This window comes from Antarcticibacterium flavum (assembly GCF_006159205.1).
In the GTDB taxonomy this organism is placed as follows: Bacteria; Bacteroidota; Bacteroidia; order Flavobacteriales; family Flavobacteriaceae; genus Gillisia; species Gillisia flava.
The window spans coordinates 2,231,538-2,251,402 of record NZ_CP040812.1; the positions used below are offsets into that span (position 1 = coordinate 2,231,538).

A 19,865-nucleotide genomic window follows, 5' to 3' on the forward strand; every position below is an offset into this window, starting at 1 on the left:
AATATTATGAATTAAAAATTTGTTCCAGGATCTTTTCTGTGATCAGGTATGTAGGTTTTACCCCGGTTGTTCCCAGGCCTCCCGAAGCCAGGGTGCTCCCTGTCTCCAGGGGATTATCACTGGCGTAATAAGCATATCTCACCTGCACATCCTCCCTTATATTATCCCGTAGACGTGAAGCTGCCTGGATCGCCTTTTGGTAATGCGCTCCTTCCATCTCCAGCCCCACAACATTCCAGGTTGATTCCTGGAAGAATTTAAGCAGGTCCTTATTTTGCAAGGAAGTTCCTAGTACAGTGATCATAGTCCCGTCTACCACTTTAATTCCCTGCCCATCGAGATCTTCCTTGCGTAGTTCATTGTAAAAGGGGTAATTATCTGCAGTGCCTTCAAATAAATGGGCAGAGGGGATCATAATATCTCCTTTCCCACCCTCCAGGATACCGGCCTTTCCCATAATTGAGATCGACACAACATTTAAATGTATCTCGTTATCCTCATAAGTGTATGGTTTAAGGAGCTCATCCATAGTTTCATAGGCCTGTTCTCCAAAAGCATAATCCATCACCAGGATCACGGGTTTTGAATCTGCCTCCATTTCATGAAATGCTGCGTTGCGATACCCAACCTTTAAAAGGGCTGTATCAAAGATCTGGACATCTATATTGGTGCCGCTCTTATCTTCAATGAATTGCATGCCGTTCTCCAGTGCCATTTTCATCACTTTATTGCGCAGCTGGCCATTGCCTTTATCGCTTAAAGCCTCATACATTTCCATAACCGGCTTTTTCCCCATTTCCTTTTCAAGGGCTTCGGGTGTGAAAAGTGTGTTCATCACACTGTGCATGTTAGCACTTATTATATGGATTGGGCGGTGCATCAGGTTTTTTTCCAGCAATTGCCTCTTGATAGTATCTGCCCAAACTTCCCCGTGAATATGGTGTCCCAGTCGCTCGCGCAGAACAGGGCTAAAGGTTACTATACGTTTATTATTATTAACCGTTTCATCAAGCGCAAGTTTCCCCAGCCAGTAGACTATATGCAGCAGTCTTTCTTCATTCTCAGGGATCATGAATTTTGGATATATCTCTGTAACCTCCTTAAAGGTCCTTCCCAGTATATTGGCCATATGCGTTAAAGCTATTTCTCGTTCATTTTGGGAGAGGTCCTTCTTTTTTACAGCGGCCTCCAGTTTATCCCAGTCCCTTGAAACACTTCCATCCTCATCAATAATGATCCTTCTCATAATTTTATGGGATTCCATAAAAAGGAAAGTTAGGTGGGTAAGGATATCATAGATCTCAGACCTTCCACGGGTGATCTCAATGTTTATTTGTTCCTCATCGATCCTGTAACAATTCCTGCGACGTTTTGGAGGAACAATAGGTTTAAAGTGCGAATTTGCATAACCCTCGTCACTGGTTAAATTAATATACCTGCATTCCTCAATGCCTTTGGGAAGACGGTCCATCACGTAAAGAAGGCCATTAAGCTCCACTTTCTCCTCGGCGATCGTACCATATATTTCGGGGCGCAGCGTCATAAGCGCTTCTCTAAGGGTTTCTCCAGATACTCCCATTGGTTTATAAAAGCCCCGGTTAAAAAGGTGCCTCATAGTAATGTAAAGGCGCTCTATTGAATTGGTGCTTTCCTGGGCACGGGTCCTGCCCATCAGGTTTAAATTTGCCATATATTATTTCTCTGTCTTTATTATTTTTTCAAGCGCATCGGCTATTTTCCGGTCATTGGACAGGCGGGGTAATTTGTTTTGCCCGCCCAGTTTCCCAATAGATTTCATGTACTGCTGAAATCCATCCCGGGGCACTTTGGTTATTACTAATTGCTGAAGGATCTTTCCTGAAATGAGATCCAGATAATACGAATTTTGTTGCTGAAGGGCTTCATCAAGTATGGCAGAAAATTCCTTTAGATCTGAAGGTTCCTGCTCAAACTCAATGAACCATTCGTGATAAGGCAGCTCCTCTCCCTGCGGGGTTATTTGCGGTGCCACGGTAAATTCTGAAATTCTCGCCCCGGTTTTCTCTGTGGCAGTTTGCATTGCCTCTTCCACTTCCTTTGCGATCACATGCTCTCCAAACGCTGAAATAAAATGCTTTATCCTACCTGAAACTACCAATTTAAATGGTTTTAACGAAGTAAACATCACTGTATCGCCAATATTATATCCCCATAAACCTGCTGTGGTTGAAATGATCATAACATAATTCACATTCATTTCCACCTCTCCCAGGGTTAATCTTTTAGGAACTTCATCAAAAAACTCGTCGGCTTTTACAAATTCATAAAACATTCCTGAGTCCAGCTGCAGTAGCATTCCTTTATCCTCCTGCCTGTCCTGGAAAGCGAAAAAACCTTCAGAAGCAGGATAAAGTTCTATGCTGTCTACCTTCCTCCCTATTAGATTTTCAAATTTTGCACGATAGGGTTCATAATTAACCCCCCCGTAAATGAACAGGTTAAAATTCCTGAATAGGTCTCCCACCTTTTGGCCGGTCTTCTCCTGCAGCCTTTCAAAATACATTTGAACCCAGGAGGGAATACCGCTTATGACCGTCATATTTTCTTTCCTTGTCTCCTCCACAATGGCATCTACCTTTGTTTCCCAGTCATCTATACAATTTGTTTCCCAGGTGGGCATCCTGTTCTTTTGCAAATAAGCAGGGACATAATGCGCCACGATCCCGGATAGCCTTCCTAGTTTTACCCCGTTCTTCTCATCCATTTCCGGACTTCCCTGTAGAAATATCATTTTCCCATCTACAAAAGAAGCTTTTCCAGTCTCTGCTATATAACATAAAATAGCATTCCTGGCGGCCTTAATATGGGTAGGCATGGAATCTTTGGTAAGAGGGATATACTTGGCGCCACTGGTGGTGCCAGAGGTCTTGGCATAATAAAGAGGTCTTCCCGGCCACAGGACATCCGGCTCACCCGCAACCATTCGGTCTACGTATGGCTTAAGCTCTTCATAATCCCTGATAGGAACCTTTTCCTGGAACTGGGAATAAGAGGTGATCGTCTCAAAACCATGGTCTTTTCCAAAGGCCGTTTCTTTACCTTTTTGCAGAAGTTCATTAAACACTTTTTCCTGGGTTTCCATAGGATTGGAGGCCCATTTATCTATTTTTTTTCTAATGTGGTTTGCAAATATTTTGGCTGCAAAGGATTTTATAGACATACCTGTTTATTCAAAGTCAATATAATCTGTAGGATTAACCGGGTTTCCTTCTTTCCATAGTTCAAAGTGTAAATGCGGGCCGGTACTAAGTTCCCCGGAGGATCCACCGGCAGCAATTACTTCACCTGCCTTTACAAGATCCCCCTGCTCCTTGGTAAGAGAGGAGTTGTGTTTGTAAACAGAAATGAGTCCGTAATCGTGTTTTACCATAATAACATAACCTGTGGCTGCACTCCATTCAGCAAAGATCACGCGTCCATCTGCAGCGGCTTTAATAGGTGCATTTTTAGCTACCACTACATCTACGGCATAATGCCTGGTCCTAAGGTCATAACCCTCTGTAATTGGTCCCTGTACCGGTGGAAACAATGAGAATTCACCTGCAGAGCCAGCTGTTTCAAAAACATTAAACCTGTCTTCCTGTGCCACTTCCTGCCTTAAGAGGGAATCTGCCCTGGATGGGTTTAGGTCCAGCAATGAAGGATCTGCCTGGAAAGAGCGTTCCAAAGAATCACGATTAAGTCTTGAAGGTTCCATGTCACCGGTAAGCACCCTCCTTATGGATTCATAATACTGGTTGTTCACCACCAGCACCGTTTGAAGGGAATCTGTCTTATAAGCCAGCTCGGTTGCCTGTCTTTTTAGAGCAGCAGATGAGTATCCCGGAATATATTCCCTTAATCCTGTAAATGCAATGAGAAAGGTTGTGGCCGCAATGAGAAAGATCGCACTAAGGGTTACCACTACAAAAACGTTGAGGCGGGTAAGTTTAAAAGAAACCCGCTCCTCAAATGTGTCTTCATTTAAAATTACTAAGCGGTACTTGTGAAGTAACTTTTTAGCAAATTTCTTCTTATTTTTCTTTTCGTTGGTCATACAATTTCCTGCTCCTGCAAAGATACTACAAAGTTAATTTTATACTATTTATCACATAAGATCGTTTAGATTGAGCAATTCTTCCTAAATTTGTAAATCTAAACATATTACTATGATTTTATTTAATTTACCTTTAATGATTGGAGCACCGCAAATTATCCTTATTGTGATAGTTGTCCTGTTATTATTCGGTGGGCGTAAGATACCTGAATTAATGAGGGGCTTAGGTAGTGGTATCAAAGAATTTAAGGACGCCTCCAAAGACGATTCAGACGATAAAAAGGTTCCTGAAGAGAACAAATAATCAAATTTATAGCATTTAAAAAAAGCCCAATTTAAGATTGGGCTTTTTTTTATTCTATTCTTAAGGACTGCAGAATAGCATCCAGCTCAAACATATTATCCCTCTTTCCTGTGGCAGGAGAGAAAGCAAATCCTTCAAGTACCACGTACCTGTTATTAACACTATCCCTTACGGCATAATTAATAAAGGGGCCGGCCATAAAAGCACCCTTAACTTCCCAGGTGCCCCTGGTCTCCCAGGCAAATTTGCCATCCAGTTGCGATTCAAATAAATAAGGAGCGTAAGCTTCCTCTGTGATCATATAACTTCCTTCTACAGGCCCGGGAATGTGTGCCTGTCCTATAGAATCCCTCATCCTAATAATATTAGCTATAATATTAGTATCCTTTTCTATCACATGCAGCGGGACCTCATAGACCATTAATTCCATCATACCTTTCGGGATATCCTTTCTAATCCAGAAGAAGTCCTCATCTTCTATGGCATACCGGTAGGCGGTAGGAAATTTTAAAGAAACCCCTAGCTGTTCTTTTAATCTGCTGTCATCTTTTAAAGATTTTCTAATTCGGCGTTGTTTCTCTTTAATTTCGGTATTCTTAAAAGTCCTTACGATTTCCTCGGCATTCTTATAGATTTGATCCACGATCTCATCTGTATTCTGTCCCGTTATTAGAACGCCGGTTTGAGGCTTTGCAAAGGTTTCTCTGAAAATTCCAAAATTTGCATCCTTCCCCTGCTCTATTTTAATAAAGAGCCTGTTCTTCCTTACGAAACCTGTAAAGGCTTCCGGAGGCATTTGGTTTAGGGAAAATAGAGGTTCTTCCTGCGGCAGGCCGTCTACCGGAGCGGCCAGCGTATTTCTAAGAGCTTCTCCTATGGAGCCTTCCCACCGGTCATTCTCCATCACTACAGTTACATTATTGATATTACCGGAGGAGGTGGCAAGTATTCTTTCATCTTCTTCTCCGTTATTACATCCTACTAAAAGTAAAGTGAAAACCAGTGAGAATAATATATTCTTCATAAAGCTATAGTTAATTGCCGGGTTAGCCTCTCGATAGCTTAAGGACCATTCCCGGTTTTAAATTAGAATCTGATATATCATTCCAACTCTTCAAATTCTGTACCGTAATTCCCGGGAACTTTCTGCTTATACTCCAAAGGGAGTCTCCCCGCTTCACAGTATAACTTTTAGAAACATTGCTGTTGCCCGATTTTTCTGAGGCTGTTTCAGTTAAAGAAACAGCTTTCCTGGGGTATATAGTAAGGTATTGTCCTACCCTTAAATTATTACTCCTCAGGTTATTCCAGCTTTTTATACTGCTTATGCCCACTCCATACTTCTGGGCTATTTTCCCAAGATAATCACCACTTTTAACGCGATATCTCACCCGGTCCTCAGCCTTTATGAATTTAGGCAAATCTTTTTCCTTTTGTGCCAGCTGTTCTTTTGTGAAATCATAGATCTTATCTTCATTGTTCACAAAGAGGCCCACACTGCTCCTGGGCAGCCTAAGCGCATAAGCCTCATCCTTCACATAAGGTATAATATCCAGTTTATAGCTAGGATTAAGGAATTGCAGCATTTCCTTTTCAACTCCTGTAACTTCTGTGATCTGGTCAAAAGTGAGCAGTTGTTTCACGTGGATAGTATCGGTCTCAAAAAATGCAATTTCAGGTCGGTTGGGCTGGAAGTCGTGCTCATCGGCATACTCAAATAAATACAGTGTCGCCAGGAATGCAGGCACATAACCAGCTGTTTCACGGGGAAGAAACCTTCGCAGGTCCCAGTAATTTGTAGATCCTCCACTTCTTCTAATCGCTTTGGAAACATTCCCCGGACCAGAATTATAACTTGCCAGCACCAGGTCCCAATCACCGAATGTCCTGTAAAGAGCAGCAAGATACTCGGCTGCTGCTTTGGATGAAAGCACAGGGTCCATACGTTCATCAACGTAAGAACTTACATCAAGCCCGTGCATCTTACCGGTGGCAAACATAAACTGCCACAGTCCTGTGGCACCCATGTGCGATTTAGCACGGGGATTAAGGGCCGATTCTACGATTGCGAGATATTTTATCTCCAGGGGAACATCCAGCCTGTCCAGGTGTTGTTCAAACAGGGGAAAGTAGTATTCACTTAAGGCCATTAGCCTTTCCATGGATCTTTTATTCCTTTTGAGATATGATTTTATAACGCTTTCCAGGATTGGATTATACTCTACATTAAAAGGGGTCCGGGCATTAAGTCTTTCCAGTCGGGCCTTTAAAGTATCTGTGGGTAATTCTTTATAAACCACCTCTGCATAGTCCTGTTCAAGTATCTCTGACCTCATTTTCTCAAAGAGGTCTGAATTTAAAAGCTCTGCCTTCCAAACGGAATCTATATTAGCGGCGCGTGGCAGGTCATTTAAGTCCAGTAAGGCAGGACTTTCAATATTAGCCGAAATGGGCAGGCGCTTCTTAAATTCAGGATCGGCCTCCTTTAATTTTATATCTCCATCTTCAGATTTTTTGAAGACCTGTACCCTGAAATTGGCTTGTTTAGGTTCAGGATCTTCAGCTTCCTTCTTTTTTCCCGTTTGCGCACTTAGCCCCAGGGTGATCAAGAATATGAGTAAAGAGATAACTTTTTTCATAAATTAATAAGATTTTAACCGGCCTGATCTACACCTATTTTCAGTTCTTAAAATACAGAATCCTTACAGATGTAACTATCTACCTCATGTTAAAAAACAGAACGAAAATCTTAGGATTTTCGTGCCTAAGCTTTAAGAATAGCATCGATTCCCGGCAGGGATTTTCCTTCCAGCATTTCCAACATGGCACCACCGCCGGTTGAAACATAGCTCATTTGATCTTCCAGATTAAATTTTTTCACTGCAGAGACAGAGTCACCACCACCAACCAGGGAGAAGGCCCCATTGGAGGTAGCTTTACCTATAGCCTCCCCAATTTTAATTGTCCCGTTTGCAAAAGCATCCATTTCGAATACTCCCACTGGACCATTCCATAATATAGTTTTGGAGCCTGCAATTACTTTAGAGAAATTTTCAATGGTTTCAGGTCCTGCATCAAGTCCCATCCAGCCTTCAGGAATATTTCCGGTAGGCTTTACATCGGTTTTGGCATCATTGGAAAAGCTGTTGGCTATCACAGAATCCACGGGTAAGTGAATTTTTACCCCCTTCTCCTCTGCACTCTTTAGAATATCCAGTGCCAGTTGTTGCTTATCTTCTTCCACCAGGGAATCACCCACGTTCCCACCTTTGGCCTTTACGAATGTAAATGCCATTCCACCACCTATGATAAGATGGTCTACTTTATCAAGAATATTCTCTATGACAGTTATCTTTGATGAAACCTTGGCACCACCAAGGATTGCAGTTACAGGTTTTTCGGCAGCTTTTAGCACCTTATTTAAGCTTTCTATTTCCTTTTGCAGGAGATAGCCAAAACATTTATCATCAAAGTATTGCGCTACAATTGTTGTAGAGGCGTGAGCCCTGTGGGCAGTTCCAAAAGCATCATTTACATATATATCCCCAAGACCTGCAAGCTGTTTGGCAAAACCTTCATCCCCGGCAGTCTCTTCGTCATAAAATCTAAGATTTTCAAGAAGAAGAACCTCCCCGGGATTTAATTCACTAGCAGCTTTTTCTGCCGCTTCACCCACACAATCATTTACAAATTTCACCTTTACTCCCAGGATATTTGAAACGGTATCTGTGATTTGTTCCAGAGAATATTTTGCTTCCTTCCCCTCGGGCCTTCCAAGGTGAGACATAAGCACCACACTGCCGCCATCTTCAAGGATCTTTATTATAGTGGGTTTAGCCGCTTCAATCCTGGTGGCATCCCCCACTTCCCCGTTACTCACAGGGACATTGAAGTCTACCCGAATTAAAGCCTGTTTATCTTTGAAATTATAATCGTCTAGTGTTTTCATAAGTAAAAGTATATATCACAAATATAATTTTTTCTGAAGATATAAAGTGTAGATAAATTTTATCTTTGCTTATGCTTTTTTCTGAAGTCCTGGGTTTACCGCATATTAAAAACCATTTAACCACCACTGCAGACAGGGGCCGTATACCGCATGCACAACTTTTTGTGGGCAGTCATGGCAGCGGGTTATTACCTATGGCAATAGCCTATTCCCAATATATCCTTTGCAATAATAACGGGCAGGAGAACAACACCGGGAATACCTCCTGTAATTCAAGGTTTTCAAATCTTGCACACCCCGACCTCCACTTTGCTTTTCCTGTCGCTACAACAGAGCAGGTAAAATCCAAACCAATTTCCTCCAATTTTCTTAGCTCCTGGAGAGAGTTTGTGAAGGAGGATCCCTATGGCAGTTTATATGACTGGTACCAAAAACTGGGAATTGAAAATAAACAAGGTCAAATAGGAGTAGATGAGGCCCAGGATATCCTTAAATCCCTATCACTCAAATCTTATGAAGGAGGTTATAAGGTAATGCTTATATGGATGGCAGATAAGATGAATACTGCCGCTTCAAATAAACTCCTGAAATTAATAGAGGAGCCGCCAGATAAAACCCTCTTTATCCTTATTGCTGAAGATGAGGAACAAATAATTCAAACCATTAGATCACGATGCCAGATCCTGCGTTTTCCCCCACTTCCTGAAGCGGTTATTGCTGAAGCATTGGAGAATTATCACCAGGCGGACCCAGGGAATGCTACCAATATTGCAGTGCAGGCCAACGGCAGTTATGCCAGGGCATTGCATATAATGCGAAAAGATGCCGGTGATGAACAATTTGAAGCGCTGTTTATAAAATGGGTGCGTACGGCTTTTAAAGCAAAGGGTAATAAAGCTTCTATAATTGATCTCATTTCCTGGAGTGAAGAGATCGCAGGAATGGGCAGGGAATCTCAAAAGAGTTTTTTATTATACTGCCTAAATTTCTTCAGGCAGGCACTCCTGCTTAATTACAATGCTGGAAACCTGGTATACATGAAAATGCAGGCTGCCGACTTTAAGCTGGAAAAATTTGCGCCATTTGTAAATGATCTCAATATACTGGGAATAAGCAAGGAGATCGAAGATGCGATTTATCACATAGAAAGAAACGGAAATTCCCGTATTATCCTTACAGACCTTTCAATTAAATTAACCCGCCTGCTTCACAAGAAAGCGGCATAATCAATCTTTTTTATGGAATATCTCAATGCTTTTTTAACAGAGTTGCTTATACTCGTTTTTATCACCATCACATTTTTACAGTCTGGCATAGATAAGATCGTCGACTGGAAAGGAAATACAGGATGGCTAAAAGAGCATTTTTCAGGAACATTTTTGGCGGGGCAGGTACCTTTGATGGTTGGCATCATCCTGGTTCTGGAAGTGATTGCCGGCTTACTTGCAATTGCCGGGATCGTGGAGATATTAACTACAGGAGAGGTCACTCTTGCCTTGTACGCTGCAGTACTTTCTGCCATTACTCTGCTTATGTTATTGTTTGGACAACGGGTTGCCAAGGACTATGCGGGTGCTTTTACGATCACAGGATATTTTGTGGTTGTCATCCTGGGAGTATATATCATGTCATAAATATCAAATCAATCTTAAAACAAAAAATCCCCGGCAGTGCCGGGGATTTTTTTTTGGTGTAATCTTTAATTATTCAGGTTTCCTGTAGCTCTCATTCAATTTCTCAAGAACCTCATCTGTAATATCCCGGCCTTCTTTAGCATACATAATGTTGGCGCTTTCGTTTGAGCCAAAAATATAAGTATAACCATTCTCCTGGCCATAATCCCTTACGTAATCCTTTACCTTATCAACAATAGAATCTATCACCACATCGCTCTCCTGCCGTAACTGGTTTCCCATTCTTTGTTGTTGCTGCTGGATAGTTTGTTGTTTACGCATAAGCTCTTCTTCAATCTCCTGTCTTTGAGCAGTAGTCATACTTCCCATATTAGCCTGGTATTCCTGTACTTCCTGCTGGAAACCACGGGCAAGGGAATCAAGTTGGGTTTTAACACTCTCAGAGCGGGTATTGAATTCGGCTTCCACTTCCTGCATCTCGGTATATTCCTGGATCAATCTTGTGGTATCCACATAAGCTGTTTTTTCCTGGTTACAACTTGTAAGACCGGCTGCAATCAATACAACCATTAAAAGTTTTTTCATCACTGTTAAAATTTATTTAAAGACAAAAGTAAGAAAGTAAGATTGGAAAAGAATATTTTTTTAATTTTTCCTACTATAGGATAATCTTATTAAAAAAAGAAGTCTTATAATAAAATCAAATGAAAAATCGATTAATTAGAGCAGCAGGATTCGTTTATCTTGTATTATGGAATAGCCTTTCCTTTTATAGGAAGAGAAAAGCCCTTAAAAAGCTTTAAAATCGTTTTCAGCCTAGTTTTCTGAAGAAATAGGCGATAGAAGAATACTCAGATGTGAACCTGGCCTTGAAATTAGATTTTAAACCAATGAAGGCAGCTCTCAGGTAATTTGTTTTACCTGTCCTATTTTTTTCTGAGAGCAGGCTCACATAAAATGAGTCAAACATCAATGGGCGAAAATCAGATTGTTTAAAACCAGTACCGCTAAAAAGATGTTTAAAACTGTTTTGGGAAAAATGCCATAAATGTCGGGGCACATCAAAAGCTGCCCAATCTTCTTTATAGTAAGATGCATCATAACTTTTAAAGTTAGGAACGGCTATTATCAAAAGACCTCCCTTTTTTAGCAAATGTTCCACTTCTATGACCTGTGCTCTAAGATCGGGGACGTGTTCAAGAACATGCCACATGGTGATGACATCAAACTTTCCCGATTTAAAATTTCCCGCATCCTTATCTATCTTAACTCCTTTCTCAAGGGCGAGCTCCCGGGCTTTTATATTTGGTTCAATTCCGTTTACCTTCCACCCCCTTTTTTTTGCCTCCAGCAAAAAGTCCCCGGTTCCTGCTCCAATATCTAAAATCCTTCCCCGCTCCGGAAATTTTTTATCTATCCATTTAATTTTTTTGACCAGCATGAATTTTTTCACCTGCTGGTAAATTTTGTCGGTTAAGGTTTTCCTGGAATCGGTATGGGAGATATAATCTTCACTCTGATAATAAAAAGGTAATTCTTCAACAGTAGGTTTTGGAGATGTGATCAACATGTCTTTTTCCTGGTCATAGAGCAACCTAAAAGACCTACCCGTTACTGTATGATCTTTACAAATATGATACTCTTGTAAAGAAGGGTTCTCTATTTTATTTTTCACGGAAGAGCTTAAATTTCACCTTGTTAAATTACAAAAATATCCCGATGTTCCACGTGAAACATTATCTTCCCATATAAACCAACAGCACTGAAATATCACTTGGACTCACACCGCTAATTCGTGATGCCTGCGAAACTGTTACGGGTTGAATCTTGTTCAATTTTTCCCGTGCCTCAAAAGACATTGACTTGATTTTTGAATAATCAAAATTACCGGGAATCTTCACCTCCTCCAGCCTGTGAAGTTTGTCAGCATTATTTTTTTCCTTATCGATATAACCCGAATATTTAACCTGAATTTCAGTTTGCTCCAGCATTTCCTCATTCAACTGGTTTTCTTCAATGAATTCGTTAACGCCCGGAAATTTTCTCACATCTTCCATTGTAATATTCGGCCTGGAGAAGATCTTAAAGATCTTATCGCTTTGCTTCATTTTTGAAGAATCCTTGTCCTCTAAAACAGGATTCGAATCTTCAGGCAAAACACTTGTTTCTTTTAAAAACTTTACGAATTTTAGAGATTTCTCCTTCTTCTCTTCCATCTTTCTCATCCTCGATTCTTTGGCCAATCCAATTTCAAAGGATTTTTGCGTTAGCCTAAAATCGGCATTATCCTGTCTCAACAAGGTCCTGTATTCTGCCCTGGAGGTAAACATCCTGTAAGGCTCTTCTGTTCCTTTTGTGATAAGGTCATCCACCAGCACCCCAATATATGCTTCATCCCTTTTCAAAATAAATGGATCTTTTTCCTGCACTTTTAAAGCTGCATTTAGTCCTGCCATTAATCCTTGCGATGCTGCTTCTTCATACCCTGTAGTTCCATTTATTTGTCCTGCAAAATATAATCCCTCTACGAGTTTTGTCTCCAGGGTATGTTTTAATTGCGTTGGTGGAAAATAATCATATTCGATCGCATAGCCTGGCCTAAAAAATTTCACATTCTCAAATCCTTCAACAGACCTTAGTGCTTTAAATTGTACATCCTCGGGCAGCGAAGTTGAAAAGCCATTGACATAATATTCGACGGTATTCCAACCTTCAGGCTCCACAAAAAGTTGATGCCTGTCCTTATCAGCAAATCTGTTGATCTTATCTTCTATAGAAGGACAATATCGCGGACCAATACTTTTAATCCTGCCGTTGAACATAGGAGAGCGTTCAAATCCTTCCTTCAATAGATCATGCACAACCGGGGAGGTATAAGTCATATGGCAAGACCTTTGTCTTGACAAAGGTTTAGTTTCATCCAAATAAGAAAATTTGGAAGGCACATCATCTCCCGGTTGCTCCACCATTTTTGAAAAATCAAGAGATCTACCGTCCACCCGCGGCGGGGTTCCTGTTTTCATTCTCCCGGCTTCAAAACCTAATTGAACAAGTTCCTCTGTTATACCGGTCGCAGCTCTTTCGCCGGAACGTCCTCCACCAAAACTTTTATCACCAATATGAATGAGTCCGTTCAAAAAGGTACCGTTTGTAAGCACAACAGTTCGCCCTTTTATTTCAAGACCAAGGGATGTCTTTACTCCTTTTATACTCTCCCCCTCTACAATTAAACCGGCAACCATTTCCTGATAGAAATCCAGATTAGGGGTTTGCTCCAATCTAAGCCTCCAATGTTCGGCAAACATCATCCTGTCGCTTTGAACTCTCGGGCTCCACATGGCAGGACCTTTTGATTTATTAAGCATCTTGAATTGAATAGCACTGGTATCACTCACCAAACCACTATAACCCCCCAAGGCATCGATCTCTCTTACGATCTGTCCCTTTGCGATTCCACCCATAGCCGGGTTGCAGCTCATTTGGGCAATATTTTGAAGGTTCATAGTAACAAGAAGGGTGGAACAACCCATATTGGCAGCGGCAGCAGCTGCTTCACTACCAGCATGGCCACCACCTACTACTATTACGTCATAAACTTTATCAAACATATATCTCAAATTCTTATCATTGTTCCACGTGGAACAATTTCATTTTTTCCTCTTCCTTTTCTCTCATCAAAGAGGATTCTTCCTCTGTCTTATCTTTATAACCTGCGAGGTGTAAAACCCCGTGTATTATTACCCGTCGCAATTCTTCTTCGAAACTAACATTATATTCCCGCGCATTTTCATCAACCCTTTCGGTGCTAATATAAATATCACCTTGCAATATTTTTCCTACAGAATAATCGAAGGTTATAATATCGGTATATGTGTCATGATGAAGATACTCCTCATTAAGTTTAAGGAGGTATTCATCATCACAAAAGATGTAGCTTATCTCTTCCAGCTTTTTCCCTTCAGAAGATATGACCCGCTCAATCCAGCCGGCATATTTTTCCTGTGCTTCAAGGTTGAAAGAATTTTCGGAATAAAAATTAATTTTCGACGGCTTCAAAATACTGCTTTACTTTAGCTTTATAAATTTGCCGCAAAGGTAAGGTTTGTCTGTTTAAAATCTCGGTTGAATTAAAATATTCCCGGGCTTTAAGATTTTGATCCTTAGCCGTGTTCTCAAAATTGGTGGTATTAGTCCTTGAAGATCTTTCCTCATCCTCTTCCTGTTCAAAAGTTGCCTGTTCTAATTCCAGCATTTTATGAATGATCCTGTTCATTCTTTCGAGAGTTTGAGCATTAAAGCCTTTATTCAATATATCCTTTTCAACCTGTTCCATTTCCTGTAAAAGTTCACCTTGTTGGGTATCCCCCTGTGCTTCTTTTAATCTATTTTCAAGTTGCTGTTTTAGTAGCTGTTGTTGTTTAAAGATCTCAAAGAGCTTTCCACTCATTTCTTCCTGCTGTCCCGAACCACCTTCACGACTTTCACTACCTCCCTCTCTTTCCTGGGGTTCTTCCCCTTCTTCACCCTCCTGCCCCTGTTGTTGCTCCTGCTCATTCAAACCCTCCTGCATTTGCTTTTTTAACTCCTCCTGGGTCATGATAATATCACTCAATTGCTGTTCCTCTCCCCCGCCACCGGGTGACATACTGGGGTTGGCCATCTCCTGCATATTCCCAAGCACATCACTTAACATCAAAGCAAGTTCATTGGTGCCGGTCATAACATATTGCTGGCTCGCAGTTCCCTGCGGAATTTCATTTTGTGCTAAACGATCAAGGGATTTATCAATATCAAATTCAATATCTGTGAGCTTAGTGGTGATCTTATCAGATATCATAGGGTTGTTCATCGCAAGGGCAAAAAGGCTGTCATCCACGTGCTGGAAATGCTCTTTAAGAACTTGTTGTTTTCTAAGCGCACCGGCATAAGAGGCGTCATTAGGCCTAAGTTTTCTAAAATTTAATAATAGCTCTTCCTGCTCGAAAGAGAAAACCATTAAATTACTAAGAATTTGTCTCAGGCTTTCGATATTGGCATTTAACTGTTCTCCCTGAGCACTCATTTGCGCCTGTTGCATTTTCTTTGCCATCTTCTTCATCATCTCTCCTGCTTTTTTCTGTTCCTGCCTGGCACCCTCTTTGTTTTCTTCCTTTAGTTGTTCACCCGCACTCTCCTGCTTCTCACTTATCTCTTTTTCTTCCTCGATATCCCTTTCCAGATCATAGGGTTTTTTAAGACTTGCATTCTCCTTTTCAACATCCTCAATTTTCTCGATAACCTCTTCGAAATCCCTGTTTAATTCTTCCTGCTTTTCAACGGTATTGGTGGAATCTTCTGCAGCCATTCCCTCTTGTTTCTCCCCCAGTTTTTCGAGATCCCGGGCAATCTTTTGGGTCTTCTCCTGTACGTAGTATCTCTTTGTTAATTCCAGTAATTGTTCCAGGCTCTTTTGTTTATTTGTGTTTTGCTTGGAAAGTTTCTCCAGTTTTTCAGAAAGTTCTTCCCTGTTAATCTTATCGGCATACTCCTGCAACTCCTCCAGCAAATCTTCATTTTCCTTTAACCTTTCCTCATTGCGCTGTAATCTTTCATCCAGCTGTTTCTTGAATTCACCTTTATCTTCCTGTCCTTCCTGTTGTAAACTTTCCTTTAATTTTTGGGAATAGTCTTTCATCATTTCATTTTGGCTTTTCTGCCTTTCAAGGAAATTTTCCAGTTTTTTACGGTCATTGAAATTTAACTCTTCCTTTTCCTTTTGAAGACGTGAGATTTCCTCCAGTTCCTTTTCTGAAAGTTGAATTCTTTCAAGGCTTTGGGATAGATTATTAATAGACTCTCCCTGTTGTTTAATTTTCTCCTCCCGTATCTCTTCTTCTGCTTTCTCCCTATAACTAAAAGTTTCACTCCTGCTCCGTTTTGCGCCATTTACGCCATCATTATCGTAAACCTCAAAATAAATGCTGTAATTTTCCCCTTTCTCAAGATTCAAATCACCAGGAAAACTATAGAAAAATTCATTGTAAACTTCCCTGCTTACAGGAATAGCAGTCCTGTTTGCCGCCTCTTCCCCTGTTGTTCCCTTATAATAAACCATGTTCAAACCGGCAACCGCATGGTCGTCGCTTATTTTTCCAAAAAAATAAAGTTCCCCATTATTAATACTATCTCTTTTGTGCTGAATTTCAATTTGAGGAAATTCATCTTTTATAACTTCTATAGAATAATCGAGCGATTCATAATCTCTTAGTTTCTCATTGGACGTCGTAACCTGGTATTTTGTATTGTTGAAAAAGCTTGATGTAAAACTGAATTTTGATCCCTCCCGTCTAAAACTTTCAGCAGTGTCCCTGGTACTGAAGATTACTTCATTTGTTGATCTTGTATCCAGTTCCCAGGTGATATTAGTTCCCTCTGGCACAATTACATTTCCGCTGCCTTTTTTAATTTCAGAAGATCTTTTAAGATATCCCGGATATTCCATCCTTAATTTAAATTCAAGCAGGCGGGGCACCTCCAGGACTTCCAGGGTATAGGTATGGCTTCTTACTCCGTTTGCACTTAGATAAAAGTCAACATCTTCCTTAACACCCTGAAAAACAAAATCATACATACCATTCTCCAGGGTCCGGAGGAAATAAGTTTCATTATTAAAATGAATAGTAACTGTTTCAGGCACCATAGTGCCTTGTGTGGATACAGTAAGGGGAAAACTATTACCCTCTTCCACTTGAAGTACATCTGTTTGAAGATTGAAATTAAAAGGTGCCGGTGGTTCGTAGGCAGTTTTATAGTGGATGACCCTGGAATAACTTTCAGAAAAAACCGCCTGGTTTCCCGTAATGATCACAGCAAGAATAATAATAATTGGAAAGGCAGCGTATTTAAAGTAGCGGTAACTACTCCTGTAGGTAACCGCTGTTTTAAAGGGTACAGGCTTTAATTCCTTTGATTTTTGAGCTATTCCTGCGAGTAAAAGATCAGAATGTTCTCCAGACTGCTGCAATTGCAATACATTAAGAAGTTTGTCATTAACCTCCGGGAAATGTTTTCCTATGATCCGGGAAGCCTCCAGTTCATTAATCCCCCGGGAAAGTTTAAATAATTTTGAAAGGGGTACGACGATGAACTTGATCAACAATGCTACAGAGACTGCTATAAAAGCCCAAAATAAGATACTGCGATTGGGAGGCGAAAGCCAGAAGAAATATTCGATAAATAAAACAAGAAGGAAATATAACAGCCAAATAGAAAAAAACAGAATGGCTCCCTTCAATAATTCATTGAGATAATACTTTCTTGTAAAGGCCGCAAGCTGCTTTTTTATGTAATTAAAATCCTCCATTCTTTTCCCTCTTCGTATATGGTACTAAAACTACAAATTTCTTTTATTAGTTTCAGGTTTACAAGTATATAAGATATTATAAATCATTCTGTTTCAGTTTTAAAATAGGAATCAATCCCTGCAGGAGGTTATGAAAACAAATTCAAATTGTAGTCATTCCTAAATCCAGGACACGCAGAGAACTTAATTTCCTCAAACTAGAACCCTCCCCCACTCCCCGGAAGAATTTGAAATGTGACTTAGGATAAGAATGGCAAAATTCGAAAAGCAGTATGCCACTTACATAAAATGGCTTATCGAAAAATTATCTATTACCTTTGCTTTAAAATTAGATTCTATGGCAGCTAAAGTACGAGTAAGGTTTGCACCCAGCCCCACAGGGCCTTTACATATAGGAGGCGTAAGGACCGCATTATATAATTACCTGTTTGCAAAGAAGCATAATGGAGATTTCATTTTGCGCATTGAGGATACAGACCAAAACCGATTTGTGGAAGGAGCTGAAGATTATATCATTGAATCCTTAAACTGGTGCAGGATCCCATTTGACGAAGGTCCCGGCAAGGAAGGAAAATATGGGCCTTACCGCCAAAGTGACCGGGCAAATCTTTACAGGAAATATGCCGATGAACTTATAGCCAGTGGCAATGCGTACTATGCATTTGATACTGCTGAAGCATTGGATGATCATCGCAGGGATCACGAGGAAAAAGGTAAAACATTCATATATAACTGGCATAACCGGCTAAAGCTGGAGAACTCCCTTGCCCTCTCTAAAGAAAAGACAGATAAAAAATTACAGGCTAATGAACCTTATGTAATAAGATTTAAGTCACCAGAAGGAGAAACCCTGCAATTACAGGATGAAATAAGGGGGGAGATGGAGATTGATACAAATATCCTGGATGATAAGGTGCTTTTCAAAAGTGACGGGATGCCTACTTATCACCTGGCTAATATTGTTGATGACCACCTTATGGAGATCACCCACGTGATTCGTGGAGAAGAATGGCTTCCCTCTCTAGCTCTACACGTTTTACTATATAAAGCCTTTAACTGGCAAATCCCCAAATTTGCACATTTACCACTTATCCTAAAACCACAGGGTAAAGGAAAACTTAGCAAAAGGGATGGAGATAAAATGGGCTTCCCGGTATTCCCGCTGGAGTGGAAAGATCCAAAGACAGGAGAAATATCGGTAGGATACCGTGAGGAAAATTACCTTCCTGAAGCTGTTGTGAATATGCTAAGCTTCCTTGGATGGAACCCCGGGACTGAACAGGAGTTTTTCAACCTGGAAGAACTTGTAGCAGCTTTTGAACTGGAACGGGTACATAAATCTGGTGCCAAATTTGACCCCGAAAAGACCAAATGGTTCCAGCAGCATTATTTCCAGTTACAAAGGGATGAAACCCTTGCAGCACACTTTATGACCATTCTTGCAGAAAAAGGTGTAAGGACAGATGTTGATTATACTACCAGGATCGTATCCCTTCTCAAGGAACGGGCTGTTTTTGTGGATGATCTTTGGGATTTGGGAAGCTATTTCTTTAAGGCCCCGGAAAGTTTTGAAGAAAAAGCGGCTAAAAAGGTTTGGAAAGAAGATACAGGAGAGATCATTGACGAACTTATTGAAAAAGTCTCTGAAACAGAACCTTATACTACAGAAAATTTGCAGGAGGAGATCAAAGGATGGATCACAGCTAATAATATAGGCTTTGGAAAGGTTATGCAGCCCCTGCGCCTTTCCCTGGTTGGAGCCATGCAGGGCCCCGATGTTTTTGAGATCGCAGTTTTAATTGGAAAACTGGAAACAGTACGAAGGCTGGAATTTGCTAAAAATACTTTAGGTTAAAAATAAAATACGATTCCCGCGGTAGCAAGTCTTACTACCCCCTGTAGGTCTGTGACCCGGGAACCGTTTCCTCCTTCCTCTTCAGGCTCGAGATTTCTGAACATGTTGGACAAACCATACTGGTATTGAGCCCATACTTTTAATCGGCGAAGTCCTGCTGAGACCTGCCCGGCAAGAGCAAAATTGATCTTTGAAATGTCCTCAAGGCTTTCAGCAGTTAAAAGATACCCGTCAACCATAGCATTCTCATAGCCCTCATTTGTCAATAATTTACTATTGATCTGTATTACAGGACCGGCTTCAATACTTAGGTGGTCCCCTATTATTTTATGCCCTCCAAAGAAGTTAAGTTGTACACCATTGGTCCTCAAATTAATTTGTGAAAGTTCACTCCTCCCCTCTTGCCTTACGTCTATTCCTGTGTTATATTGAAAGTATTTAATACCATATAAAAAAAGAAAATTATTGTAAACATTTGCGCGGGTCGACAGGCCGGCAGAAAAACCCACCCCGGGAGACAAACTTAAATTGTCACTGCTAAGTCCTCCATAATTGATGCCTGCTTGTATTCCCAGGGTATTATAAACATCCTTGGGATATCTTTTTTGAGAAAAGGCCTCCCCGAAAATCAGGAAAAAGGCCAATAGAAAAAGACTTCTTTTCAGCATCATATTTCAAAAGTTTATAAAAGATAAAAGTAGCTATT

16 protein-coding genes are annotated in these 19,865 nt (G+C 40.7%); 4 read left to right on the forward strand and 12 right to left on the reverse strand.

Translation table 11 applies throughout. From position 1 onward, the window contains the following. Positions 1-4: 4 nt before the first annotated feature. Genes FHG64_RS09450 through FHG64_RS09460 form a run of 3 tightly spaced genes read right to left on the reverse strand, consistent with a single transcriptional unit; the run spans position 5 to position 4,075 of the window. Positions 5-1,690, reverse strand: a complete 1,686-nt coding sequence (locus tag FHG64_RS09450; RefSeq protein WP_139066170.1) for a DUF6909 family protein — start codon at positions 1,688-1,690, stop codon at positions 5-7. A 3-nt stretch (positions 1,691-1,693) separates the two neighbouring features. Further along, positions 1,694-3,199 carry a GH3 auxin-responsive promoter family protein gene (locus FHG64_RS09455; RefSeq protein WP_139066171.1) on the reverse strand — a complete coding sequence of 502 codons (1,506 nt, stop codon included), beginning with the start codon at positions 3,197-3,199 and terminating at the stop codon, positions 1,694-1,696. Positions 3,200-3,205: 6 nt separating this feature from the next. Next, positions 3,206-4,075 carry a M23 family metallopeptidase gene (locus FHG64_RS09460; protein WP_139066172.1) on the reverse strand — a complete coding sequence of 290 codons (870 nt, stop codon included), beginning with the start codon at positions 4,073-4,075 and terminating at the stop codon, positions 3,206-3,208. Positions 4,076-4,187: 112 nt separating this feature from the next. On the opposite strand from FHG64_RS09460, the gene tatA reads away from it, so the two are divergent. Further along, positions 4,188-4,379, forward strand: coding sequence for a twin-arginine translocase TatA/TatE family subunit (tatA, locus tag FHG64_RS09465; RefSeq protein WP_139066173.1), 192 nt, complete (start codon positions 4,188-4,190; stop codon positions 4,377-4,379). A 49-nt stretch (positions 4,380-4,428) separates the two neighbouring features. Here the strand turns inward: tatA and FHG64_RS09470 are convergent, their stop codons facing one another. The 3 genes from FHG64_RS09470 to FHG64_RS09480 form a co-directional block, all read right to left on the reverse strand. After that, positions 4,429-5,403, reverse strand: a complete 975-nt coding sequence (locus FHG64_RS09470) for a DUF4837 family protein (RefSeq protein ID WP_139066174.1) — start codon at positions 5,401-5,403, stop codon at positions 4,429-4,431. Between the two features lie 22 nt (positions 5,404-5,425). Then, positions 5,426-7,018: a LysM peptidoglycan-binding domain-containing protein gene (locus FHG64_RS09475; protein ID WP_139066175.1), complete on the reverse strand. Its 1,593-nt coding sequence runs from the start codon at positions 7,016-7,018 to the stop codon at positions 5,426-5,428. A gap of 125 nt (positions 7,019-7,143) precedes the next feature. After that, the gene (locus FHG64_RS09480; RefSeq protein ID WP_139066176.1) at positions 7,144-8,328 is read right to left on the reverse strand and encodes a phosphoglycerate kinase; all 1,185 of its coding nucleotides are present in this window, start codon (positions 8,326-8,328) and stop codon (positions 7,144-7,146) included. Between the two features lie 71 nt (positions 8,329-8,399). Between FHG64_RS09480 and FHG64_RS09485 the strand changes: the two genes are divergently transcribed. Both FHG64_RS09485 and FHG64_RS09490 read left to right on the forward strand, forming a co-directional pair. Beyond that, the gene (locus tag FHG64_RS09485; RefSeq protein ID WP_139066177.1) at positions 8,400-9,554 is read left to right on the forward strand and encodes a DNA polymerase III subunit; all 1,155 of its coding nucleotides are present in this window, start codon (positions 8,400-8,402) and stop codon (positions 9,552-9,554) included. 12 nt (positions 9,555-9,566) lie between these two features. Then, entirely contained in the window at positions 9,567-9,962 is a 396-nt protein-coding gene (locus tag FHG64_RS09490) for a DoxX family protein (RefSeq protein ID WP_139066178.1), read from the forward strand. A gap of 69 nt (positions 9,963-10,031) precedes the next feature. Here the strand turns inward: FHG64_RS09490 and FHG64_RS09495 are convergent, their stop codons facing one another. From FHG64_RS09495 to FHG64_RS09515, 5 genes are all read right to left on the reverse strand, one after another. After that, entirely contained in the window at positions 10,032-10,547 is a 516-nt protein-coding gene (locus tag FHG64_RS09495; RefSeq protein WP_139066179.1) for an OmpH family outer membrane protein, read from the reverse strand. A 226-nt stretch (positions 10,548-10,773) separates the two neighbouring features. Then, a complete protein-coding gene (locus FHG64_RS09500) occupies positions 10,774-11,637 on the reverse strand; it encodes a class I SAM-dependent methyltransferase (protein ID WP_246054057.1) in 864 nt (287 codons plus the stop codon). 61 nt (positions 11,638-11,698) lie between these two features. Beyond that, a complete protein-coding gene (gene mnmG / locus FHG64_RS09505; RefSeq protein WP_139066180.1) occupies positions 11,699-13,570 on the reverse strand; it encodes a tRNA uridine-5-carboxymethylaminomethyl(34) synthesis enzyme MnmG in 1,872 nt (623 codons plus the stop codon). A 16-nt stretch (positions 13,571-13,586) separates the two neighbouring features. Continuing rightward, positions 13,587-14,018 carry an rRNA maturation RNase YbeY gene (ybeY, locus tag FHG64_RS09510; protein ID WP_139066181.1) on the reverse strand — a complete coding sequence of 144 codons (432 nt, stop codon included), beginning with the start codon at positions 14,016-14,018 and terminating at the stop codon, positions 13,587-13,589. Then, positions 13,999-17,304 (reverse strand): coiled-coil domain-containing protein, encoded by a 3,306-nt coding sequence (locus FHG64_RS09515; RefSeq protein WP_139066182.1) that lies wholly within the window; start codon positions 17,302-17,304, stop codon positions 13,999-14,001. The genes ybeY and FHG64_RS09515 overlap by 20 nt, the downstream gene beginning before the upstream one ends. 337 nt (positions 17,305-17,641) lie before the next feature. Between FHG64_RS09515 and gltX the strand changes: the two genes are divergently transcribed. Further along, complete coding sequence (gene gltX / locus FHG64_RS09520) at positions 17,642-19,159, forward strand: glutamate--tRNA ligase (RefSeq protein WP_139067942.1); 1,518 nt, start codon at positions 17,642-17,644, stop codon at positions 19,157-19,159. On the opposite strand, the gene FHG64_RS09525 is transcribed toward gltX, so the two are convergent. Next, entirely contained in the window at positions 19,156-19,830 is a 675-nt protein-coding gene (locus FHG64_RS09525) for an outer membrane beta-barrel protein (protein ID WP_139066183.1), read from the reverse strand. The genes gltX and FHG64_RS09525 overlap by 4 nt on opposite strands. Positions 19,831-19,865 lie beyond the last annotated feature (35 nt).